General features: G+C 61.2%; 17 protein-coding genes and 1 pseudogene. 12 read left to right on the plus strand and 6 right to left on the minus strand.

Annotated elements, in window-relative coordinates; genetic code table 11:
* Positions 1-101: 101 nt before the first annotated feature.
* Positions 102-2,063: pseudogene (locus tag QA648_RS37010) on the plus strand (EAL domain-containing protein).
* Here the strand turns inward: QA648_RS37010 and QA648_RS01000 are convergent.
* Complete coding sequence (locus QA648_RS01000) at positions 2,060-2,977, minus strand: LysR family transcriptional regulator (RefSeq protein ID WP_283049060.1); 918 nt, start codon at positions 2,975-2,977, stop codon at positions 2,060-2,062. The pseudogene QA648_RS37010 and the gene QA648_RS01000 overlap by 4 nt on opposite strands.
* A 171-nt stretch (positions 2,978-3,148) precedes the next feature.
* Here QA648_RS01000 and QA648_RS01005 point away from each other — a divergent pair, with 171 nt between their 5' ends.
* From QA648_RS01005 to mmsB, 8 genes are all read left to right on the plus strand, one after another.
* Positions 3,149-4,357 carry an ABC transporter substrate-binding protein gene (locus QA648_RS01005; protein ID WP_283049062.1) on the plus strand — a complete coding sequence of 403 codons (1,209 nt, stop codon included), beginning with the start codon at positions 3,149-3,151 and terminating at the stop codon, positions 4,355-4,357.
* Between the two features lie 15 nt (positions 4,358-4,372).
* Positions 4,373-5,155, plus strand: a complete 783-nt coding sequence (locus QA648_RS01010) for an ABC transporter ATP-binding protein (RefSeq protein ID WP_283049065.1) — start codon at positions 4,373-4,375, stop codon at positions 5,153-5,155.
* 1 nt (position 5,156) lies between these two features.
* Positions 5,157-5,858 (plus strand): ABC transporter ATP-binding protein, encoded by a 702-nt coding sequence (locus tag QA648_RS01015; protein ID WP_283049067.1) that lies wholly within the window; start codon positions 5,157-5,159, stop codon positions 5,856-5,858.
* 4 nt (positions 5,859-5,862) lie between these two features.
* Complete coding sequence (locus tag QA648_RS01020) at positions 5,863-6,750, plus strand: branched-chain amino acid ABC transporter permease (RefSeq protein WP_104821965.1); 888 nt, start codon at positions 5,863-5,865, stop codon at positions 6,748-6,750.
* Between the two features lies 1 nt (position 6,751).
* Positions 6,752-7,741: a branched-chain amino acid ABC transporter permease gene (locus tag QA648_RS01025; protein WP_283049069.1), complete on the plus strand. Its 990-nt coding sequence runs from the start codon at positions 6,752-6,754 to the stop codon at positions 7,739-7,741.
* A gap of 177 nt (positions 7,742-7,918) precedes the next feature.
* Positions 7,919-9,514 carry a GMC family oxidoreductase gene (locus QA648_RS01030; protein ID WP_104821967.1) on the plus strand — a complete coding sequence of 532 codons (1,596 nt, stop codon included), beginning with the start codon at positions 7,919-7,921 and terminating at the stop codon, positions 9,512-9,514.
* A gap of 41 nt (positions 9,515-9,555) precedes the next feature.
* Positions 9,556-10,614 carry an enoyl-CoA hydratase/isomerase family protein gene (locus QA648_RS01035; protein ID WP_283049071.1) on the plus strand — a complete coding sequence of 353 codons (1,059 nt, stop codon included), beginning with the start codon at positions 9,556-9,558 and terminating at the stop codon, positions 10,612-10,614.
* Positions 10,615-10,636: 22 nt separating this feature from the next.
* Positions 10,637-11,518 carry a 3-hydroxyisobutyrate dehydrogenase gene (gene mmsB / locus QA648_RS01040; RefSeq protein ID WP_283049073.1) on the plus strand — a complete coding sequence of 294 codons (882 nt, stop codon included), beginning with the start codon at positions 10,637-10,639 and terminating at the stop codon, positions 11,516-11,518.
* 72 nt (positions 11,519-11,590) lie between these two features.
* On the opposite strand, the gene QA648_RS01045 is transcribed toward mmsB, so the two are convergent.
* Entirely contained in the window at positions 11,591-13,660 is a 2,070-nt protein-coding gene (locus QA648_RS01045; RefSeq protein WP_283049075.1) for an ATP-dependent helicase, read from the minus strand.
* A 269-nt stretch (positions 13,661-13,929) separates the two neighbouring features.
* On the opposite strand from QA648_RS01045, the gene QA648_RS01050 reads away from it, so the two are divergent.
* Positions 13,930-14,799, plus strand: coding sequence for an SMP-30/gluconolactonase/LRE family protein (locus QA648_RS01050; protein WP_283049077.1), 870 nt, complete (start codon positions 13,930-13,932; stop codon positions 14,797-14,799).
* A gap of 61 nt (positions 14,800-14,860) precedes the next feature.
* Here the strand turns inward: QA648_RS01050 and secD are convergent, their stop codons facing one another.
* From secD to QA648_RS01065, 3 genes are all read right to left on the minus strand, one after another.
* Entirely contained in the window at positions 14,861-17,416 is a 2,556-nt protein-coding gene (gene secD, locus QA648_RS01055; protein WP_104821972.1) for a protein translocase subunit SecD, read from the minus strand.
* A 93-nt stretch (positions 17,417-17,509) separates the two neighbouring features.
* Entirely contained in the window at positions 17,510-17,932 is a 423-nt protein-coding gene (locus QA648_RS01060; RefSeq protein ID WP_283049080.1) for a hypothetical protein, read from the minus strand.
* A 15-nt stretch (positions 17,933-17,947) separates the two neighbouring features.
* The gene (locus tag QA648_RS01065; RefSeq protein WP_283049082.1) at positions 17,948-19,801 is read right to left on the minus strand and encodes a cation:proton antiporter; all 1,854 of its coding nucleotides are present in this window, start codon (positions 19,799-19,801) and stop codon (positions 17,948-17,950) included.
* A 103-nt stretch (positions 19,802-19,904) separates the two neighbouring features.
* On the opposite strand from QA648_RS01065, the gene QA648_RS01070 reads away from it, so the two are divergent.
* Positions 19,905-20,150 carry a helix-turn-helix transcriptional regulator gene (locus QA648_RS01070; protein ID WP_104824980.1) on the plus strand — a complete coding sequence of 82 codons (246 nt, stop codon included), beginning with the start codon at positions 19,905-19,907 and terminating at the stop codon, positions 20,148-20,150.
* A 98-nt stretch (positions 20,151-20,248) separates the two neighbouring features.
* On the opposite strand, the gene QA648_RS01075 is transcribed toward QA648_RS01070, so the two are convergent.
* Complete coding sequence (locus tag QA648_RS01075; protein WP_283049084.1) at positions 20,249-21,745, minus strand: glycosyltransferase family 39 protein; 1,497 nt, start codon at positions 21,743-21,745, stop codon at positions 20,249-20,251.
* A 730-nt stretch (positions 21,746-22,475) separates the two neighbouring features.
* Here QA648_RS01075 and QA648_RS01080 point away from each other — a divergent pair.
* On the plus strand, positions 22,476-24,122 hold the full coding sequence (locus tag QA648_RS01080; RefSeq protein WP_283049086.1) for a globin-coupled sensor protein: 1,647 nt from the start codon (positions 22,476-22,478) through the stop codon (positions 24,120-24,122).
* The last annotated feature ends 33 nt before the right edge of the window (positions 24,123-24,155 follow it).

Here is a 24,155-nt window from a genome sequence, read left to right on the forward strand (position 1 = left end):
GGTGAAACTCAAAGTATACAACAATCATCGGTAATATTTCCCAATAAAAATAACTGAAAATCAAGTTTTTTGTGGTTTTGTGTGGGTGGGGGAAGGAAGCCATGAGGAACTTGCTTTCAGGCTTGCGCCTGCAGAAAGAGAATCCGACGTTTCTGGTGGCGCAATACAAGGCGCTGGCGTCACAGATACCGGTCCTTTATATTCTTTTGATCATCAACGCCCTGGCCGTGGTGATCACCCATATCCACACCGCGCCGATGTGGCTGGCGGTTTATGTGCCGGTCAGCCTGAGCATCCTCTGCGTTTTCCGTATCGTCTGGTGGCAGTTGCATGGGCAGGATCCCATCGATGCGGATCGAGCCTATAGTGTGATGCGCCGGACCGTCGTGCTCGCCGGCGCGCTGACCCTTGCTTTCGGCATCTGGGCAGTCGCACTTTATCAATACGGCAATGCCTATCAGCAGGGGCAAATCTCCTATTTCCTTGTGGTGACGGGCATTTCCTGCGTCTTCTGTCTGATGCATCTGCCGGCCGCAGCCCTTCTGACGACGGCCATTACCTTTTCCTTCATGGTCGTCACCTTCATGTTCTCGGGCAATTCCGTGTTCGTGGCGACCGCGACCAGCGTCATCTTCCTGTCGTTTCCCTTCGTTCGTGTAATCAATAGCTATTTCCGGAATTTTGCCGGGCTGGTGCGGCTGACGGAAGAACTCGGCGACAAGCAGGCGGAAGCCGAACGGTTGAACCTGGTCAACAGCCGCAACGCGCTGTAGGATCAACTGACCGGTCTCGCCAATCGCCGCAGCTTCTTTCGCGAATTGCAGGATCTCTTGCAGCAACGGCCGGAGACGCCGCCTATCATCGGCCTTGTCGATCTCGACGGCTTCAAGCCGGTCAACGACGTCTTTGGCCATGCCGCCGGCGATTTCGTGTTGAAGCAGACTGCCGAACGTTTTGTGGCTTTGACGGGCGGCAAGGGCACAATTGCGCGCCTTGGCGGCGACGAATTCGGTGTGATTTTTCCAAGCGATCTCAGCCGTGATTGTGTCTCCGAGATGGGGCAAGCTTTCTGTACGGCGCTGCGCGAACCCTATGATGTGCCCGGCGGCTCCATCCGCATTTCCGGCTCCTGCGGTATCGTCGTTCCGGAGGGCGGCGGCCACACCGCCGAGCAGCTCTATGAAAAGGCGGACTTCGCCCTCTATCAGGTCAAGAGCCGCCGCAGCGGCAATGTCGAGTTCTTCTCCCACGATCTCGAAGAAATCCTCCAGCAACGGCACCTGATCGAGCTGGAATTGCAGGGCGATAATTTCGCCCGGGAATTGTCGCTGGAATATCAGCCGATTATCGATCTCGATGACGGACATGTCGTCGGCTTCGAAGCTTTGGCGCGCTGGAACAGCGCCCGCCTCGGCCGCGTCAGCCCCGATGCCTTCATCCCCGCCGCCGAACGCACCGCGATGATCGGCAAGATGACCCGCATCCTCTTCGCGGAGGCGCTGCAGGCGCTGTCGATCATGCCGCCTCCGCTGCGCATGTCCTTCAACCTCTCGGCCCGCGATATCTGCGACCATGAAACGTCGATGGCTCTTCTTGCCATGATCCATGCCGCCAGGATCGATCCGCGCCGCATCGAATTTGAGATCACCGAGACGGCATTGTTGTCGGATTTCAACACCGCCTATGAAGTCATCGGCCTGCTGCGCGGCGCCGGCATTACCATCGCGCTCGACGATTTCGGTACCGGCTTTTCCAGCCTCAGCCATATCCACCGGCTGGAATTCGACAAGATCAAGATCGACAAGAGCTTCGTCATGCGGTTCGATCGCGATGTCCGCTGCATGAATATCACCCGGTCCGTCGCCAGTCTCTGCCGCAATCTCGGCATCACATCGGTCGCCGAAGGCGTCGAAAGTGCTGCAATTGCCGAGGCGCTGCATGCTTTCGGCGTGCGGTTGGCGCAGGGCTATCATTTTTCCAGGCCATTGCGTCTGCATGATGCGATCGCCTTTGCCGAGGCGAGCGAGAGCGGCATCGCGGCGGGGCGCGTGGCAAGCGCCTAAACCGATGCATGCCCCAGAAAGGCCGGTGCGTTACGATGCACGGCCTCTACCAGAAAGTCGATGACGGTGCGCACGCGCGGCGACTGCCTGAGGTCGCGGTGGCAGGTGATCCAGTAGTGCCGTTTCAGGTCGACTTCATCGGGCAGCACCATCTGCAGGTCCGGATGCCGGCAGGCGATAAAGAAGGGCAGCACGCAGAGCCCCAGCCCGCTTTTGGTCGCCGTCAACTGCGCAAAGATGCTGGAACTCTGGAATTGCGGCTTGATGCGCGGATGGATGTCGCCGAGATAATCGAGACCAGGCGCAAAGATCATGTCCTCGATGTAGCCGACGAACGCGTGCTCCGGCAGATCGTCGCGGCTCTCCACCGGCGGGTGGCTGGCGAGGTAATCCCGCGATCCATAGACCTGCAGGTGGTAGTCGGTCAATTTCTCGGTGAAATAGGGGCCGGCCTTCGGCGGGTCGAGCACGATGACGATATCGGCTTCCTTGCGCGACAGCGACATGATCTGCTGGATCGTCACCAATTCCAGCGAGATGTTCGGATACCGCGCGGTGAACTCCGAAAGCATGGTGGTGAAGAAGAAATTGGAAAAGCCCTCCGGCGCGCTGATACGCACCACGCCGCGCTGTGCCGCCGAGCCGACCCTCAGGTCTGACCGCAGCCGCTCGGTTTCCTGCTCCATTCGCTCGGCTGTGTCGATGAAGCGCTGGCCCATGCCGGTCAGCATATAACCACGTGGATTGCGCTCGAAGAGCTTGACCTGAAGCGAAAATTCCAGCCGGTCGATGCGGCGCGAGACGGTGGCGTGGCTGGTGCGCAACTGCCGCGCGGCGGTCGAAAGCTGGCCGGTCCGGGCCACCGCCAGGAAGAACTGCAGGTCGTCCCAGGTGAAGTGCGGCGCGGTCTTCATGCCTCCCTTTCTGTTCAAAAATGAACAGACACTGTTTGGAATTAGTTGCAAACTTCACTTGCGTCAATGCGCGATTTCAATGATCTTGAGGGATAGCAAAGTCGTTTTGAGGATAACGACTGGCCAATTTTGAACAGATTCATTTTTGCCAAATCTCTGGGAGGAGAGGATATGCGAAAGAGTCTCATTGCGTCCCTGGCACTTCTGCTTGCAAGCAGCACCGCAGCATTCGCCGCTGGCGCGTCCGACGGTGTGGTGAAGATCGGCATCCTGAATGACCAGTCGGGCGTCTATGCCGACTTTGGTGGCAAGTCCTCGGTGGAGGCGGCGAAGATGGCTGTCGAGGATTTTGGCGGCAAGGTGCTGGGCGTGCCGATCGAGATCGTAGATGCCGACCATCAGAATAAACCCGATATCGCCTCTAATATCGCTCGCCAATGGTATGACACCGATAAGGTCGACGCCATCATGGAGCTGACGACCTCGTCGGTGGCGCTGGCCGTGCAGGCGATCGCCAAGGAAAAGAAGAAGATCGATATCGTCACCGGCGCGGCAACGACCGATCTCACCGGCAAGCAATGCTCGCCCTACGGTTTCCATTGGGCCTATGACACGCATGCGCTGGCCGTCGGCACCGGCGGCGCACTGGTCAAGCAGGGCGGCGATACCTGGTTCTTCCTGACCGCCGATTATGCCTTCGGCTATTCGCTGGAGCAGCAGACATCTGATTTCGTCAAGGCAAACGGCGGCAAGGTTCTCGGTTCCGTCCGCCATCCGCTGTCGACCAACGACTTCTCGTCCTTCCTGCTGCAGGCGCAATCGTCCGGTGCCAAGGTCATCGGCCTTGCCAATGCCGGCCTCGATACTTCCAACGCCATTAAGCAAGCGTCGGAATTCGGTATCACCCAGGGCGGCCAGCATCTGGCGGCGCTGCTCTTCACGCTCGCCGAAGTTCATGGCCTCGGCCTGCAGGCGGCCCAGGGTCTGACGCTGACCGAAGGCTACTATTGGAACCGCGACGACGAAAGCCGCAAATTCGGCAAACGCTTCTTCGATCGCACCGGCAAGATGCCGAACATGATCCACACCGGTACCTATTCCGCCGTGCTGCAATATCTGAAGGCCGTGCAGAAGGCCGGCACCGACGATACCGAAGCGGTCGCCAAGGAACTGCATGAAATGCCGGTCGACGACGTTTTTGGCCGCGGCGGCACTGTCGGCCCCAACGGCCGCATGATCCACGACATGTACTTGCTCCAGGTCAAGAAGCCGGAGGAGAGCAAGGGGCCGTGGGATTATTATAACGTGCTGGCAACGATTCCCGGCAAGGAAGCCTATATCGATCCGGCCAAGAGCGGCTGCGATCTCGTCAAGCAGTAAGGTTGCGATCAGCCGATGGCGATCTCTGCGGCAGAGAAACAAGAAGAGCCACGGGTGGTGTTATCCGCCCGCGGCCTCCGGCGCGATTTTGGCGGCTTCACGGCCGTCAAGAATGTCGATCTCGATGTGCATCATGCGCGCGTGCATGCGCTGATCGGCCCGAACGGCGCCGGCAAGACGACCGTGTTCAATCTTCTGACCAAGTTCCTGCAGCCGACGCATGGTACGATCACGCTTCTCGGCACCGATATCACCAGGACGAGGCCGGACAAGGTCGCGCGCATGGGGCTGGTGCGCTCTTTCCAGATTTCGGCGGTCTTTCCGCATCTCTCCGTGCTGGACAATGTCCGTGTCGCCCTGCAGCGGCCGAACAATCTGGCGCATCAATTCTGGCGGCCGATCTCGGCGCTGGCGAGCCTGGACGATCGTGCCGAACAATTGCTGGCAGCCGTCGGTCTGACGAAGGAGCGCAATGCCATCGCTGCCGATCTTTCCTACGGCCGCAAGCGGGTGCTGGAGATTGCGACGACCTTGGCGCTTGATCCCAAGGTGCTGCTGCTCGACGAGCCAATGGCCGGCATGGGGCTCGAGGATGTCAACACCGTCTCCGCCATCATTCGCGACGTGGCGCGCGACCGGGCGGTGCTGATGGTGGAACACAATCTCTCCGTCGTCGCAGATATTTGCCACCACGTCACCGTCCTCCAGCGCGGCGAAATCCTCGCCGAAGGCGACTATGCGACGGTCAGCCGCGATCCACGCGTCCGCGAGGCCTATATGGGCACGGAGGAGGCATAGGATGGCGGCGCTACTGGAGGTTCAGGGTCTCAATGCCTGGTATGGCGAAAGCCACATATTGCATGGCGTCGACATGAACGTTGGCGAGGGCGAGACCATCACCATTCTCGGCCGCAACGGCGTCGGCAAGACGACGACGCTGCGCACCATCGTCGGCATCGTCCGGGCGCGCAAGGGCAGGATCGCCTTTGCCGGCGCCGACATGATGCAGGTGCCGCTGCACAAGACGGCGCACAGGGGCATCGGTTTCGTGCCGGAGGAGCGCGGCATCTTCTCGACGCTCAACGTTCATGAAAACCTGATGCTGCCGCCGGTGGTCGCGCAGGGCGGGATGACGGTCGACGAGATTTTCGAACTGTTTCCGAACCTATACGAGCGCCGCAACAGCCCGGGCACGAAACTCTCCGGCGGTGAGCAGCAAATGCTCGCCATGGCCCGCATTCTGCGCACCGGCGTGCGAATGTTGCTGCTCGACGAACCGACCGAGGGACTGGCACCCGTCATCGTCCAGCGCATCGGCGAGGTATTGAAGAAGCTGAAGGAGCGCGGCATGACCATTCTGCTGGTTGAGCAGAATTTCCGCTTCGCCAGCCGTATTGCCGATCGTTTCTATCTGATGGATCATGGCCAGATGGTCTCGGAATTTCCGGTCGGCGAATTGCCGGAGCGGATGGGCATGCTGCACAAGGTTCTGGGGGTCTGACGCCATGACCATGATATTTGGGATCCCGCTGCAGGCGCTTCTCGGACAATTGCTGATCGGGCTGATCAACGGCTCCTTCTATGCGCTCTTGAGCCTCGGGCTCGCGATCATCTTCGGCATGCTGCGGGTGATCAATTTCGCCCATGGCGCGCTCTACATGCTCGGCGCCTTCACCGCCTATTTGCTGCTTGCCTATGCCGGCATCGGCTATTGGCCATCATTGGTGCTCGCGCCGTTGATTGTCGGCCTGTTCGGCGCGGTCGTGGAGCGCCTGTGCTTGCGCCGGCTCTACAAAGTCGATCCGCTTTACGGCCTGCTCTTTACCTTCGGCATGGCGCTGACCATCGAAGGCACGTTCCGCTATCTCTATGGTTCGTCCGGTCAGCCCTACGCCGTACCGACGGCGCTGGTGGGCGGTGTCAATCTCGGCTTCATGTTCCTGCCGATCTATCGCGGCTGGGTGATCGTCGTGTCGCTTATCGTCTGTATTGGCACTTGGCTGCTGATCGAGAAGACCAAGCTCGGCGCCTATCTGCGTGCCGCAACGGAAAATTCGGTGCTTGTACAGGTCTTCGGCGTCAACGTGCCGGTGCTTCTGACGCTGACCTATGCCTTCGGCGTCGCGCTTGCCGCCCTTGCCGGCGTGCTGGCCGCACCGATCTATCAGGTCTCGCCGTTGATGGGATCGAACATGATCATCATCGTCTTTGCCGTGGTGGTCGTCGGCGGCATGGGCTCGATCATGGGCGCCATCATCACCGGCTATGTGCTTGGCGTCGCGGAAGGCCTGACGAAGGTGTTCTACCCGGAAGCATCCAACATCGTCATCTTCGTGATCATGGCGATCGTACTGCTCCTCAGGCCTGCGGGCCTCTTTGGCCGGGATGCGTGACATGGCTGATATGACCGAAACGCTGAAGTCCGAAAGCCGCCGCCCGTCATCATCAGTTCAGAAGGGCTTCCTGGTCGTCGGCCTGGTGCTGCTGATCTGGGCACCGTTTTTCATCTACCCCATCTTTGTCATGAAGGTGCTCTGCTTCGCGCTGTTCGCCTGCGCCTTCAACCTGCTGCTTGGCTATACCGGTCTTCTGTCCTTCGGCCATGCCACCTTCTTCGGCGGCGCGGCCTATTTCACCGCGCATGCGGTAAAGGTATGGGGCGTGCCGCCGGAACTCGGCATCCTGATCGGCGTTGCGGGTGCAGCCTTGCTCGGCCTGATCATGGGCTTCGTCGCCATTCGCCGGCAGGGCATCTATTTCGCCATGATCACCCTGGCGCTGTCCTACATGTTCTATTTCTTCTGTCTGCAGGCGAAGTTCACCCAGGGCGAAGACGGCATTCAGTCGGTGCCGCGAGGTTCCCTGTTCGGCGTCATCGATCTCAGCAACTCCTTTAACATGTACTATTTCGTGCTGGCGGTGTTCATCGTCGGCGTGCTGATCATCTGGCGCTTCATCAATTCGCCCTTCGGCATGATCCTGAAATCGATCCGGGAAAACGAGCAGCGGGCCATTTCGCTCGGCTATTCCGTGGCCCATTACAAGCTCGGTGCTTTCGTCATGTCGGCGGCGCTTGCCGGGCTTGCGGGTGCGGTCAAGGCGCTGGTCTTCCAGTTCGCAACGCTCACCGATGTCGCCTGGCAGATGTCGGGCGAGGTGATCCTGATGACCTTGCTTGGTGGCATCGGCACCTTGGTCGGCCCGCTTTTCGGCGCCGGCTTCGTGGCAACGCTGGAAAACTATCTCGCAACCTCGGAATTCCCAGTGACGATCATCACCGGCATCGTCTTCATGGTCTGCGTCCTGCTCTTCCGTCGCGGCATTATCGGCGAATTCTATGCTTCGCGGCTGGGGCGCAAGCTGGGGTTCGAGTATCGGCGCTGACTGCTTGACTTTCCTTCTCCCCGTCCTGAGCTTGTCGAAGGGGCGGGGAGAAGGTGCCCGAAGGGCGGATGAGGGGCTGCACGGACTTCCAGCGAATACGGAATTTGCCGAACCTTCGAGCCCCTCACCCTAACCCTCTCCCCGCAGGCGCGGAGAGGGGACGATAGAGTCTCTGGAATGGATCGCTTCGACTACATCATCATCGGTGCCGGCAGTGCCGGCTGTGTGCTTGCCAACCGGCTGTCGGCGGATCGCAACAACAGGGTGCTGCTGTTGGAGGCAGGTGGCAGCGACAATTACCACTGGATCCACATCCCGGTCGGCTATCTCTATTGCATCAACAATCCCCGCACCGACTGGTGCTTCACCACAGCGCCGGAAGCGGGGCTGAACGGCCGCTCGCTGAACTATCCGCGCGGCAAGGTGCTCGGCGGCAGCTCTTCGATCAACGGCATGATCTATATGCGCGGTCAGGCACGGGATTACGATCTCTGGCGGCAACTCGGCTGTGCCGGCTGGGGCTGGGACGACGTGCTGCCCTATTTCGTGAAGTCCGAGGACCATTATAGGGGCAAGGATGAAATGCACGGCGCGGGCGGCGAATGGCGAGTCGAGAAAGCCCGCGTGCGCTGGGCCGTGCTCGACGCCTTCCAGGCGGCGGCCCGCGAAGCCGGCATTCCGGAGACTGCGGATTTCAATCGCGGCAACAATGAAGGTTCCGGCTATTTCGATGTCAACCAGCGCTCGGGCATCCGCTGGAACACCGCGAAGGCCTTCCTGCGACCGGCGCTGAAGCAGGGCAATCTCACAGTGCTTACCAAGGCACAGGTTCGTCGCTTGCTCATCCAGGACGATGCCGTCACCGGTGTCGAGTTCCAGCATGACGGCGTGACCAAACGCGCTTATGCCGACAAGGAGACTGTGCTTTCCGCCGGCGCGATCGGCTCGCCGCAGATTCTCGAACTCTCCGGCATCGGTCGCGGCGAGGTGTTGAGCCAGGCCGGCATTGAAGTGGTGCGGGAAGTCAAGGCGGTCGGCGAAAACCTGCAGGATCACTTGCAACTGCGCATGGCCTATAAAGTCACCGGCGTGCCGACGCTGAACGAAAAGGCGACGAAATTCTTCGGCAAAGCGGCGATCGGGCTGGAATATCTCGTGCGCCGCTCCGGGCCGATGGCGATGGCGCCGAGCCAGCTCGGCATTTTCACCCGCTCCGGCCCCGACAAGGAAACGCCGGATCTGCAATATCATGTGCAGCCGGTCTCGCTCGACAAATTCGGCGATCCCGTCCATCCCTTTCCGGCGATCACGGCAAGCGTCTGCAATCTGAGGCCGGAAAGTCGCGGTTCGGTGCACATCCAGAGCCCTGATTTTGCCATGCAGCCGGCAATCAGCCCAAACTATCTTTCGGCACCGCGCGACCGAGAGATTGCCGTGCGCTCCATCCGGCTGACCCGGCGGATTGTTGAGCAGCCGTCTTTCGCCAAGTTCAAGCCGGAAGAATTCAAGCCAGGCCCGTCCTATCAGACGGATGCCGACCTCGAGCGCGCCGCCGGCGATATCGGCACGACGATCTTTCACCCGGTCGGCACCTGCCGCATGGGCGGCGATCCGCAAAGCGTGGTCGATCCGCGCCTGCGGTTTCGGGCGCTGGCAAGGCTTCGGATCGCCGACGCCTCAGTCATGCCGTCGATCACCTCGGGTAATACCAATTCGCCGACCATCATGATTGCCGAGAAAGCCGCCGAGATGATCCTTGCCGACAACCGCTGAGCGCCTATTGATTGAGGAAGGCGGGTATGGGGAGTTTTCGAATGCAGAGCATAGACGAGGTCATCATTGGGCGTCAGGGATCGGCGGGGCTTATCCGCCTCAACCGGCCGCAGGCACTGAACAGCCTGACGCTGCCAATGATCCGGGCGATAGCAGCGGCTCTTCGTGAATTCGCCGCCGATCCATCGATCGCCAGCGTCATCGTCAGGGGGGAGGGTGACCGGGCCTTCTGCGCCGGCGGCGACATCCGCCTGTTGCATGAGAGCGGCAAACAGGGTTCTTCAGACGCCGAGACCTTTTGGCGCGAGGAATTCCGCCTCAACCACGCCATTGCCGATTATCCCAAACCCTATGTGGCGCTGATGGACGGCATCACCATGGGCGGCGGCGTCGGGCTCTCTTCCCATGGCAGCCATCGCGTCGTCACCGAACGCACCCGCTTCGCCATGCCGGAAACCGGCATCGGTTATTTTCCCGATGTCGGTGCCACCTGGCTTTTGCCGCGCGCGCCCAGCGAGGCTGGCACCTGGATGGGCTTGACCGGCCTTGCCATCAACGCCGCAGATGCGATTCACGCGCGGCTGGCCGATCATTGCGTTGCTTCTTCTGATCTATCGGCGCTGATCGAGGCGATCGGCGCGCTGCCGGTTGCCGCATCGCCGGCCGATGTGCATACGGTGATTGCGGGCATGGCGGTTGCTGTAGGCGAAAGCCGCCTGGCCGCCAACCGCGACATGATCGATCGGGCGCTGGCATATGATACCGTCGAGGAGATTCAGGAGGCGCTGGCGCGAGAAGCAGGCGATTTCGCCGCCGAAACGCGGCAGATAATCAGCACGCGCTCGCCCACCAGCCTGAAGCTGACGTTGCGGCTGCTGCGTGCCGGACGCAGCAGTGCAAGCCTCGCCGAATGCCTGAATCGCGAACTCGGCGCCTGCATGCGGATCTTGTATAATCCCGACTTCTACGAAGGCGTCCGCGCCGCCGTCATCGATAAGGACCGCAATCCAAAATGGTCGCCGGCAAGCCTTGCCGAGGTCGCGGCAAGCGATATCGACTGCTTCTTCGTGCCGGCGCGACCGCCGCTTTTCGAAGCATAAATGATCATGGGAGGAGAGCATCATGACACGGATCGCATTCATCGGGCTCGGCAATATGGGTGGTCCCATGGCCGCCAATCTGGTCAAGGCCGGCCATGAGGTCATCGGCTTCGATCTCTCGCATGATATGCTGAAGGCCGCCGAGGCGACGGGCGTCAAGGCCGCAAACGTGCTGAGCGAAGCGCTTGCGGATGCCGAAGCCGTCATCACCATGTTGCCGAAGGGGCAGCATGTTCTAACGGTTTGGACCGATATTCTGCGCTCCGTGCCGAAGGGCACTCTGCTGATCGACAGCTCGACCATAGATGTCGACAGCGCTCGCAAGGCCCATGCCATGGCAGGCGATGCCGGCTGCCTGTCGCTCGACGCGCCGGTCTCCGGCGGCACCGGCGGTGCGGCAGCCGGAACGCTCACCTTCATGGCTGGTGGCTCGGCGGAAAGTTTTGCAGGCGCCAAACCGCTGCTGGAAGTCATGGGCCGGAAGATCGTCCATTGCGGCGACGCAGGCGCCGGGCAGGCGGCGAAGATCTGCAACAACATGATCCTCGGCATTTCCATGATCGGCGTCTGCGAGGCCTTCGTGCTCGGCGAAAAGCTCGGCCTCTCGCATCAGGCGCTCTTCGACGTCGCCTCGACCTCTTCGGGCCAATGCTGGTCGATCAATACCTATTGCCCGGTGCCCGGCCCTGTGCCGACCTCGCCGGCCAATAACGACTACAAACCGGGCTTCATGGCAGCACTGATGCTGAAGGATCTGCGGTTGGCACAGGAGGCAGCGCTGTCAACCGGCGCATCCACGCCGCTGGGTGCCGAAGCGGCGCAGCTCTACGCACTCTTTGAAAAGCTCGGCAATGGCGGCCGCGATTTTTCGGCCATTATTGAGATGTTTCGGGAGGCGGACTGAATATTACACGTGATGATCGAGTGAGTTGAAGCTCCGACGCCGGAAAAGCGGCCTCGACAAATAGGCCCCAATTCACCGCCACATGCCGCGCATGCGCGCACCCACATCGACTCTCACCTGCCGCGCCCTGATGGCGGCGGCGCTTTCGGCGCGGGCCTGTGGCCAGCCGCAAACCTCGAAAAACTGCAGCAATGTCGCCGGAATGAAGCGCGTGCGCGAGGCAAAGACATGCCGGTCGCCCTGCGCATGCTGGCCATGGATGAAGAAGCGCTGCGGGATGACGAGATCGAGACTGTCTTTGGCACGTGTCATGGCAACATAGAGCAACCGCCGCTCCTCCTCGATCTCGGAGGAGGAGCCGACCGCGAGATCAGCCGGAATGCAGCCATCGACGGCATTGAGGACAAACACCTTCGTCCATTCCTGGCCCTTGGCGGAATGGATGGTCGAGAGGATGAGATAATCCTCGTCAAGCAGCGGCGTGCCGGCCTGGTCGCTGGTGGCATCGGGTGGATCGAGCGTCAGTTCGGTGAGGAAGCGCTCGCGCGAGCCATAGCCGCTGGCGATCTGTTCGAGCTGGATCAGGTCCGCCTGGCGCGTCGCTGCGTCCTCATGCGCCCGCTCCAGATGCGGTTCGTACCATTGCCGTACGAGGCCGATTTCTGCCGGCCATCCCGCCTTGCCGGCCTTCAACTCCTGCATGGTCGCAACGAAGGCCGTCCAGTCTTCTCCCGAGCGCGGCGGCGCCGGAAAATCGGCCAGGGCCGCCATTGGACTGGCCTGTTCGCCGATATGATCGAGCACGCGCTGGGCAGTCGAAGGGCCGACGCCCGGCAAAAGCTGCATCAGCCGGAAGCCGGCGACACGGTCGCGTGGGTTCTGGGCAAAGCGGAGGGCAGCGAGCATGTCCTTCACATGGGCGCTGTCGAGAAACTTCAGTCCACCGAATTTGACGAAGGGAATATTGCGGCGGGTAAGCTCGACTTCCAGCGGTCCGCTATGGCTTGAGGTACGGAAGAGCACGGCCTGCTGCCTGAGCTTGGCGCCGCTCTCCCGATTTTCCAGCACCTGATCGGCGACATAACGCGCCTGATCGCTTTCGTCGCGCACCGTGACCAGCCGCGGACGCTCGGCACTCTGGCGTTCTGTGCGCAGATTCTTCGTAAAACGCTCGGAGGCAAGATCGATCACCGCATTGGCGGCGGCGAGAATGGGTTGCGTCGAGCGGTAGTTGCGGTCGAGCGTGACGATATTGGCGGCGGGCGTAAAAGAGGTCGGAAAGTCGAGAATGTTGCGCACGGTCGCGGCGCGAAAGGAATAGATCGACTGCGCATCGTCGCCGACCACGGTCAGCCCCTGGCCGTCAGGTTTCAGCGCCAGCAGGATCGACGACTGCAGCCGGTTGGTATCCTGATATTCGTCGACCAGCACATGGTCGAAGCGGCCGCCTATATCCTCGGCGATCAGCGGCTCGTGCAGCATATGCGCCCAGTAGAGCAGCAGATCGTCGTAATCGAGCACGTTTTGCGCCTGCTTGGCTTCGACATAGGCCGCGAAGAGGTCGCGCAACTGCTTGTCCCAGGCGGCGCACCAGGGGAAGAAATCGCGCAGCACCTCTTCGAGCGGCGCTTCCGAATTGACGGCGCGGGAATAGATCGCGAGGCAGGTTGCCTTGGTCGGAAAGCGGTTTTCCAGCTTGGAGAAGCCGAGTTCGTGGCGAATGAGGTTCATCAGGTCGGCGCTGTCTTCGCGGTCATGGATCGTGAAGGCCGGGTCGAGGCCGATCTGTTCGGCGTAATCGCGCAGGAGCCGCGCGCCGATGCCATGAAACGTGCCGGTCCAGGCAAGCGCATCGGCCATGATGCCGGCATTGGCGCCAAGCACTTCCCGGCAGATGCGTTCGACGCGGCGGCCCATTTCGGCCGCCGCACGGCGGGAGAAGGTCATCAGCAGGATGCGGCGGGGATCGGCGCCTTTGACGATGAGATGCGCGACGCGGTGGGCCAGCGTATTCGTCTTGCCGGAGCCCGCGCCTGCGATCACCAGCAGCGGCCCGGCAATATGGCTGCCTTCGACCGTCGTGCCGTGCTCCACCGCCTGCCGCTGCTCCGGGTTCAGCTTTTCCAGATAGGCGGCGGTCATGGGCTCTCCTGAAGGCTTCGGACGGCGGGCGCACGAACACGGAATCGGCGACGAATCATGTTCGCAATAATATCCGAATGTTCGATGAATGTTCTGAATTGGCTAAAACTGTCAAGATCGGGCGGATCTGCACAAAGATGTGACCCTCCCGTCATGAATTTGGTTCAGATTTAACGAATACCCGGCTCGAAAAAGCTTTTGGGGTACTTATTTACCATCTGTGACACACGATTTTTGGGGTTTCGGTGCGCTGGGTAGGGTTCCCGAATATGAACGAGACGATGGCCACCGGATTGCGTCTGCCGGAGGGGCCTGTTGCCCTGACCGATGGTCGCATCGCGCTTGTGGAGACTGACGACAGTCGTCGTTGCCTGACGATGATTGTGGGCGGCATCCGCCGTGAAATCTGCCGTACCGGCGGCCGGCCGACCGGGCTCGCCGTCGATGGCGACAATTGTTTCTGGGTGGCGGGCGGCCCGGAAAACTCCCTTGTCCGGCTGTCTCCGGAAGGCCGCACCTTGCAGGTGATAGAAGGCGGCAATGACGGCGCGTTTCTCTACCCGAACGATCTGGCCTTTGGCCCTGACGGCCTGCTCTACATGACCGATTCAGGCGTCCGTATCTCCGATCTGCTCGAAGGCGCCGATATCAATCCCGGTTTCTTCCAGGCGCCCTATAACGGCCGTGTCTATCAGATCGATCCGGCGGAAGGCCGGGTGCAGCGCGTGCTGGCGACCGGTCTGCTCTATGCCAACGGCATAGCCTTCGGGCCGGACGGATTGCTCTATTATAGCGAGACATTGACCGGGAAAATCTATCGCCAGATCGTCGGCGGGCGGCAGGAACTATTTGCGCAGGTGATGCCGGCGCCTGCTGTGAAGGCGCTATGTGGACCGGCAGGCATGGCCTTTGATCGCAACGGCACGCTCTATTGCACGATTTATGGGCAAGGCGAGATTTGCATGGTCGATCCCGCCGGAAAGATCGCCGGCCGTATCCGCACCAATGGCACGCGGCCGGGCAACATCGCTTTCACCCTCGATGGTAAATATGCGCTCATCACAGAGCAGGAAAACGGTGTTTTGGAGAGAATAGTGGCGCCGCGCCCAGGGCTGCCGCTGCATATGCCGTCCATCTGATCCGGAGGCAGAATGGGCATGCCCGGAAGCTGGGCATGCCCTCGTTCATATCCGTTCGCGCTTATTCGGCAGCAGGAATCTGCTTGTTGTCCTTGCCGGACTTGTCGTCCGACTCGGCGTCGTTGGCGACCGCCTTGGCATGGCGGCGGCGCCAATCGCCGAGGAACAGCAGGATCGGAGCGGCGATGAAGACCGACGAGGCGCCAGCGACGAGTATGCCGAACACCATCGGGATCGCGAAGCTGGAGACGGCGCTGCCGCCCCAGATCGCCATCGGCACCAGCGCCAGGAAGGCGGTGGCGTTAGTATAGAGGCTTCGCGCCAGGGTCTCGTTGATCGACTTGTCGATGATGTCGCGCAGCGGCATCGACTTATAGAGACGCATGTTTTCACGCATACGGTCATAGACCACGACCTTGTCGTTCACCGAATATCCGACGAGCGTCAGGATCGCGGCGATAGCCGTCAGGTTGAAATCGAGGCCGGTGATCGCGAAGAAGCCGATCGCCTTGGTGACGTCGAGTACCAGCGTGACAATGGCTCCGACCGCGAACGGCCATTCGAAACGAAACCAGATGTAGAACAGCATCGCCAGGCTGGCGATCACGACCGACAGAATGCCGGCCCAGGCAAGTTCGCCCGAAACCTTCGGACCGATGACATCCGTCCCTTCGATGGTCGCGGTTGGGTCGATCTTGACGATTTCTGCCTTGAGCTTGGTGACCGCGGCTGTCTGTGCCTCTTCGCCGCCGTCCTGGCGTTGGGCGCGGACAAGGAGGCTGCTGTTGTCGCCGAAGGACTGCAGTGCGATTTCGCCGAGGCCGAGCGTGTTCAGGCCCTCGCGGAACGTCGCCAGATCGGCCGCGTCCTTGGTCTTGACCGACATCTGGATGCCGCCGCGGAAATCGACGCCGTAGTTGAGGCCTGGATGAATGAACAGGACCACCGAGGCGATCGACAGGATTGCCGAGACGGTGACGCCAAAGAAGCGGGCCTTCATGAACTGGATGTGCTTGTCATAGGGGCTGAAGGGGATCAGCGGCCTGATGTTGAGCACCTTCAGCTTGCGGCGACGGGTGATGGCGATCATCACGACGCGCACGAAGGCGACGGAGGTGAACATCGAGATAATGAGGCCGAGACCCATGGTCACGGCAAAGCCGCGAACCGGGCCGGAGCCGAAGTAGAACAGGATGGCGGCGGCGATCAGGGCCGTCATGTTGCCGTCGATAATCGTAGAATAAGCCTTCTTGAAGCCGTTATCGATGGCGGCGAAGGCGCCGCGGCCCTTGCGGGTTTCTTCGCGGATGCGCTCGTTGATGAGAACGTTGGCATCCACCGCAAGGCCGATACCAAGGACGACGCCGGCGATGCCGGGCAGCGTCAGCGTGGCGCCGACCAGCGTCAGGGCCGAGAAGGTCAGGACCGTGTGGATGAGCAGTGCAACATTCGCAAGAATCCCCCAGGCGCCGTAGAGCACGAAGATGAAGGCGGCAACCAAGACGAAGCCGATCAGGCCGCTATAGATGCCCTTCTGGATCGCGTCGCTGCCGAGGTCGGCGCCAACAGTGCGTTCTTCGATGACGGTGAGCTTGGCCGGCAGGGCGCCGGCGCGCAGCAGGGCTGCAAGCGTCGTCGCGCTATCGGCGGTGAAATTGCCGGAGATCTGGCCCGAACCGCCGGTGATCGGCTCGCGAATGTTCGGCGCGCTCAGCACTTTGTTGTCGAGCACGATAGCGAAAGGCTTGCCGACGTTTTCGCGGGTGATTTCCGCAAAGCGGTTGGCGCCGGCACTGTCGAAGCGGAAGGTGACGAGTGGCTCGTGCGTATTCGGATCGAAGCTGACGCGGGCGTCGGTGAGGCGGTCGCCGGCAAGCTCGATGCGATCGAGAACCGGATAGCTGTTGCCCTTGTCATCCTTCAGGATGGTAACACCGGGGCCGGGATTGTTCGGATCGACATTGTCGGCAAGCAGATGGAAGGACATCTTCGCGGTCGAGCCGAGCAGTTCGCGCAGACGCGACGGATCCTGTGCGCCCGGAAGCTGCACGAGGACGCGGTTGGGACCGACGCGCTGGATGGTCGGTTCGGCGACGCCCACCTGGTCGACGCGTTTGCGGATGACTTCCAGGCTCTGCTGGACGGCGGAATCGACGTTGGCGGCGATGCCGGCCGGCGAGAAGGACATGGCAATCGCGCTGCCATTCGGCGTAATCGTCAGATCGGACTGGCCGGCGGAAAGGCCGGACGCGATCGTATTGGCGAGGGTCCGCAACTGAGTCACCGCATCACCGCTCTGCGACGGATCAGTCAGAGTGACGACGATCTGATCACCATTGCGAACGATCGAACGGGTCAGGATGTTCTTGTCGCGCAGGACACGGCGCGAGTCTTGCAGCAGCGATTGTAGCCGGCCATTGGTCAGGTCCTTCTCGTCGACTTCGAGGACGAGATAGGAACCGCCACGAAGGTCGAGGCCGAGGGAAACCTGGCTGTGCGGAAGCCAGGACGGCATTTTGCTTAAGACCGACTGCGGCAGCACGTTCGGCAGGGCGATGAGAAAGCCAAGCACGATGATCACCGTATAGGTGAGCACCAGCCATCGTGAGGTGCGCATGAATATTATCCTTGAATACGCTAATGCCAGCGGAGCTTGCCGCTGGTGAACTTGGGGTCATGTCGGAGATGCGCCGTTAAGCGCGGGAACCGGTCAGACGAATGCAGCCGGCGGCGCGCGGGCGAGATAGGCGCGGAAAGGAAGCGATTCGTGCCGTGCGGCTGTGCCGCGTTCGCGCGGCTGCCGCGGATTGCTCAGAAGTCCGAGCGAGGGAAGGGTCGCAAGCGTTGCCGATCCGATATCGTGCCAGGTGGCTTTCGGCGTGACCGTGCGGTCGGCGACGACTATGCCGCGCACCGGATCGCGCACGGCGACATAAAGCGGTGGGTTGTCCCTGCCGGAGGAGAAGGCCTCCGCATCCGCCCGCGCGGCAAGATTGATGCCGCCGCCGAGCGCCAGTCCGAGGTAGGCGAAAAAAGCGACGAACAGCGAGGCGATCACACGCGCTCCGGCGCGTCGCGTCATCCTGCTATCGTTCTCTTCGCTGTCGGCAGCGCCGAATTCGAACGGGTTCAACGGTTCAAAAGGCCTTCATTCCTTTGCCGGAGCGGATTCCGACGGTTCGGTGATGATATCAGGACGCTGCGCGTCTTCATAGTACGGCCTGTCATGATGCACTTGCGCAAGCCGGTCAACCATGCCCAGCGCAATTTCCCGCTCTCCCATGATCACCGTATCGGCTCCATATTGCTTGAGCACATCAACTTCGGCGTCGGAATGAGCGCGGGCGACGATCAGGATCGATGGATTGGCCGCGCGTGCCTGCTCGGCGGCACTGCAAGCTTCGAAGGTATTCGGAATGGCAATGACCAGGCTGCTGGCGCCGGAAATATTGGCATATGCCAGAACCTCCGCGGAGGCCGCATTGCCGTAGATCGCCTCGATTCCCTGCCGGGTGAGGTCGCCGATCCGCTTGTCGGAATCTTCGATGACCACAAAGGGCGTACCGGACGATTTAAGGCTCTCCCCGACGATGCTGCCGACGCGGCCATAGCCGATCAGCACCGCATGGCCCGTCAGTGTAACGGCGTGCAGCTCCTCACCGACCTCGTGGGCCATTGGCTGATCCGCGGAGACAGGCGAGACTTCGCCCGCTGTCGACCGTTCTGCTTGCACCGCCGGCTCCGTGCCTTCCGGCATCTCGCTTTGCGGCCTGGTTTCCTGCGTCTTGCGCAGCCAGTCGCAGGCAATGAAGACAAGCGGGTTGAGAATGATCGAGATGATCGCGCCGCCAAGGATCAGATCGCGGCCTTCGCCGGGCAGCAGGCCGAGATCGAAGCCGAGCGCGGCGAGGATGAAGGAGAATTCGCCGATCTGCGCCAGGCTAGCGGAGATGGTCAGCGCCGTGCTTATCGGCTTGCGGAAGGCGAGCACGATGAAGAAGGCGGCAACCGACTTGCCGATGACGATGATGAACACGGTCGCCAGCAGCGGCAGCGGATTGTCGATCAAGATGTTCGGATCGAACAGCATGCCGACCGAGACGAAGAACAGCACGGCAAAGGCATCGCGCAGCGGCAAGCTTTCCTGCGCGGCTCGGTGGCTGAGCTCGCTTTCCGACAGGATCATGCCGGCGAAGAAGGCGCCGAGCGCCAGCGAGACGCCGAAGAGTTTCGCAGCCCCGAAGGCGACGCCGAGCGCAATCGCGAGGACACCGAGGCGGAAGAGTTCACGCGAGCCGGTATGGGCGATGCGGTGCAGGATCCAGGGAATGATCCGCCGGCCGACGACCAGCATCAACCCGACGAAGGCGGCGACCTTCAGCAACGTCATGCCGATAATGCCGGTGATGCCGAGATCGAGGCCAAGCAAGCGGCTGAGGCCGGCCGATAGCGGCTCGGCCGTGCCATGACCGTCGGCCGAGATGCTGGCTGCAGCCGGGATGAGGACGAGCGCCAGCACCATGGCCAGGTCCTCGACGATCAGCCAGCCGACCGCGATCTTGCCGCGGTCGCTTTCGACCAACCGCCGCTCCTGCAAGGCTTTCAGAAGGACGACCGTCGAGGCGACGGAGAGCGCGAGGCCGAAGACCAGGCTGCCACCCAGCGGCCAACCCATCAAGGCGCCAAGCCCCCAGCCGAGGAGGGTGGCGAAGGCGATCTGGACGATCGCGCCGGGAACGGCGATGCCGCGCACCGACAGCAGGTCCTTCAGTGAAAAATGCAGGCCGACGCCGAACATCAATAGGATGACGCCAATTTCGGCGAGTTCCGGCGCAAGGCTCTGGTCGGCCACGAAGCCGGGCGTATGCGGACCTGCAAGCACGCCCGCGATGAGATAGCCGACGAGCGGCGGCAGCTTGAATCGATTGGCGATGGCGCCGAAGATGAATGCCAGCACAAGGCCCATGACAATGGTCGAAATCAAAGGCGTGTCGTGCGGCATCGCTGTCTCCTTCGATACTGGAAATCCCGTGCGGTTTATGACATATTTGGCTTATGTTGACCAATATGGGTGACTTTTTATCGTGAATCAAGGCCGCTACCCGATGATTCTTACACCCGCACTCTGCCGCGCGGCACGCGGGCTGCTCGACTGGACACAGTTGGATATAGCCGAGAGAGCTGGCGTGTCACGGAGCACGATCCGCGATTACGAGGGCGGGCGCCACGACATTCACCGGGCGACCGAGGCGCAACTGCGTCTAGCCTTCGAAGATGGCGGGGTCGTCTTCGTGGAAATGCCGGAACTTGGTTGGGGCGTCTGCCTCCGTCCGGCTTCCGACCGCGGTTAGAGCGGTTTCGCGTTTTACGGAATCGCTTTCCCGCTCTATCCCTTTGTTTTTTACGCATTCCGGACGGAAAACCGCTTCGCACTTTTCCTGGAATTGCTCTAAGGCTTGGGCGCCAGGCAGCTTGGCGAGAGACGGTAGGCGTAGAGCGCCCTGCCTTTCATATTGCCGAAATCCGGCGACCAATTCTTGATGAGTTCCGAGCGCCCCGCGGTGCAATCGAACGGTTCGTCGTCGATATAAAGCACCTCGTCTGTCACGGTGGGTGGCAGCGAAAAATTCTGCTCGTAATAGCTCTTCGGGAAACCGCCGGAATTGCGGGCGTAGATATGATAGGGCTTGCCCTTCAGCGTGTAGAACAGATCGGCGAGAATATCGCGGTTATCGGCGACGATGATTGAGGTATTCGCCCGCGCGGCGATATCGGCGATCTCCAGGCTGATGGCGCTGCGGCCGACATATCGTTTCATAACCAGATCGCCGTTCGGCAGCTTGATGTCATAGGCAAACACGGTCAGGACCGGCAACAGGAAGGCAACGACCGAGCCGATGACCAGCGAAACGACGAGACCCTTCTTCGTCAGGCGGTGGAGGAGCCAGACGGCGAGGATCGTGCCGGCGGCATAGGCGGTAACCGCCCAATTGGCATAGGCCTTGGCAAACAGCGCCTGCAGCGTGATCAACGCCACGACCGGAACTGACAGCCAGACGAGCAGCTTTTCCCTGTCGTCGCTTTGCCCGCGGATCATCCGCCAGGCGGCCCAGAGCATGCCATAGAAGATGACGGGACCGACGACGCCGAACTGCGCGCCGACGAATCCGAGCGCGGCGAGCAGGTGCTTCACCAATCCGCCGCCTTTTCCATCGCCATTCCAATGGGCAATGCTTTCGGTGTGGCGCACCGTTGCTGCATCATGAGCGAAATTCCACCAGAGATTCGGGGAAACGACGATCGCGCCAGCGATGGCGGCGATGAGCACGTCCCGCCAGGCAATGCGTGCCGAACGCAGTGTCAGCATGGCGATGCCGACGCCCGGCAGCAGAAACAGCACCGAATATTTCGTCAGGAAGGCGATCCCGAGGCTCACGCCGAGGATCAGCGCCTCGGTGATCGAAGAGCGCTTGGTGAGGCCGAGAAAGGCCCAGATGGCAATGGTGACGAACAGGATTTGGATCGTGTCCGTCGACATCAGCACGGCCGAAAGCGAGGCCGCCGGCAGGGTGACGAAGATGACACCGACCCAGGGCTCGATCTCCCGCCCGGCATCCCCCTCGATCAGCCGCCGCGTCGTGCGCATCAGCATCAGGGCGGTGGCGAGATGGAAGAGAGGCGCCGAAACGCGGATCCAGAAAGTCGAGTCCGATCCCGATATCGCATTGAAGAAGCGAATGACCCAGGCGATGATCGGCGGCTTCGAATAATAGCCGAAGTCGAGGTTCTGGCCCCAGAACCAATATTGAGCCTCGTCGACGAAAAGGTCCGTTCTATTGAAGAACAGCATCACCACACGCCAAAGCGTGACGCCGAAGATGATTGTAAGACCAAGCCGCAGTGAAAGTGTCTTGTGGCTCGTTTCGGTATAGGTGGTGTCGGACATCAACAGGTCGATCTCGGTGCCGGGTCGTCAGGCTTCATACGGAAGTATCGAGCCCGACGCTAGTTCTCGCAGAGAGAACGACGGTAAAAGCGCGGCCGATACCGCGCGTTCAAGTATCTTCACAAGATATTAGGTCGTCTGTAGACGGCTGAGGCGGGATGCTCAGAGTACGCGCGGAGCGATTTTGCTGCGGGCCTCGTTGATGAGGCTCAGGAACACGAAGGCAGCAAGCGTCATGCCGGCCGTCAACGAAGCAGTCAAACCAAGAACAATCATTGCTCTCTCCGTATCGACATCGAAGGTGTCTCTACTTACCGGATTAGAGCATGAAGCTTGCCTGTGACTTGCGGCTACTTCGCTTTTTACTCAAAACGGCCGCCGACAGAATTCGAACCCGAAATAGTTTAAATCAAAACGGGATAGCGGACGGGGCTTATTAACCTTCAAGCAAGGAATTAACCATAAACATTGAACTAGCACGTCGGAATGGGAAAACTGTCACTCGTTCTCACCAGGCATGAAGCCGCCCCGTCGTACCGGGTCAGATCCGGTATCCATGTCATCAAACGGTCCGAACACAGACTGTGATGAACGAGCGAGCTTCAGCGTCCCGGTCAATAGCGGACCGGCGGCGGCGTGCGCCTTTCCTCGTCTCCTCATCGCATCTGAACCGGATCATTCAGTGGTTTCGCCGGCGTTGTCTACGCCCGGCAGTTCGGTGGGGACGATTTTGGCGCAGGATTCGCCATCAGATCAGGCAGGACGGGCGCAGGCGGGCAGCCTTCGCGACCGCTTGCGTTTTGCTGGTCTCGATGCCGAGCAGTGCGAAATCGTGCGCCGCAACCGGCCGATGCTGGACGCGCATCTGAAAGCCGGCCTGCGCGATCTCTTCCACCGTCTCCAGACTTTTCCGGACGCCGCCCGCAATTTTACCAGCGAAAGCCAGCTCGAACGGCTGCAGGACCTGCAATCCTCGCATTGGGGCGTACTGACAGACGCTCGTTTCGACAGCCTCTATGCCGAACGCGTCAAGGTTCTCTCCGACAGCGAAAGCAAGATGGGGCTTGACCCGCGCTGGCATGTTGCCGGTCATGGCGTGGTTCTGGAGCATGTCCTTGCCGGCATCGTCGGCGAGATGGGCGGCCGCGCCATCCTGCCAAGCGCCAAGCGCCGGGCTCGTGAATTGAGCGAGCTGATTACCGCCGCCGTCCGCCTCGTCATGGTCGATGTCGAAATCGCCGTGTCGCTGCGCTTCAACGAGCTGCGGCTCAACCATCAGCGGGCGCTTGCCGAACAGCGCAGCGCCGATCATGCCGAAGCCGCCGGCCTCTTTGCCGATGTTATCAGCAGCCTCGCGGAGCGCGATCTGACCGCCCGCTTGCCTGCCGATGGTCCGGAGGCTTATGCCGAACTGGCGCAGACGCTGAATGCCGCCCTGGACGATATCCACCAGCAATTTGCGGCATTGTCCGGCAGAGTGCAGGCGGCCGATGCGGCGACGGATGCCATCGCACGCGATTCCCGTTCTCTCGCCGAGAATTCCATGGAGCAATCCCAGGGGCTTGCCGCCTCGGCAAGGCAGCTTGCCGAACTGGCCGATCAGGTTCGCAGCAATGCCGCAAGCACCCGGTCAGCAGAGCGCGCCGCCGCCTCCACCCGTGTTGCAGCCGAAGACAGTGGTCGGGTCGTCGGCCAGGCGATTTCCGCCATGGCCGATATCGAAACGTCGGCGGAAAAGATCGGCCAGATCATCGGTGTCATCGACGAGATCGCCTTCCAGACCAATCTTTTGGCGCTCAACGCCGGTATCGAAGCCGCGCGCGCCGGCGATAGCGGCCGCGGCTTTGCCGTCGTCGCCCAGGAAGTCCGCGCGCTCGCCCAACGCTCCGCCGATGCGGCCCGGGAGATCAAGGTGCTGGTGACAGGCACCAAGGCGCAGGTCGATGCCGGCGTGCAGATGGTCGGCCGCACGCAGGAAGCGATCGGCGGCATCGTCCGCCAGGTGACCGAAATAAACGACGCTATCTCCGGCATCGCAGCCGCCACCGATGAACAGGCAGCCGGCCTTCGCACGGTGACGACGGATATCGGTGGCTTCGGCGAACGCGCCGCTGTTACCGAAAGTCTCGCCCGTCGCTCGAACGAAGGCGCCGATCATCTTCATACCGTCATCCTCGAACTTGGCCAGACGATCCGCGAGTTCCGCCTCGAGCGCGAGCGCCGCCACGCGGCTGTGCCCCGGCCGGTGACCGCAGCGCAACGCTTGCCGATCGCCTGGCGCGACGAAGGGGCTGCCGGGCGTGACGAGGGCAGTGCTGCCGAATTCGAATTTCCGCTTCGCAGGGCCGGGCTTGGGGGCGAACGGAATGTTTACTGACATCTCTATTTTATGCGCATGCGGGCTGTGGGA

Origin of the sequence: Rhizobium sp. CB3171, from assembly GCF_029714265.1 — a bacterium.
Lineage (GTDB): Bacteria > Pseudomonadota > Alphaproteobacteria > Rhizobiales > Rhizobiaceae > Rhizobium.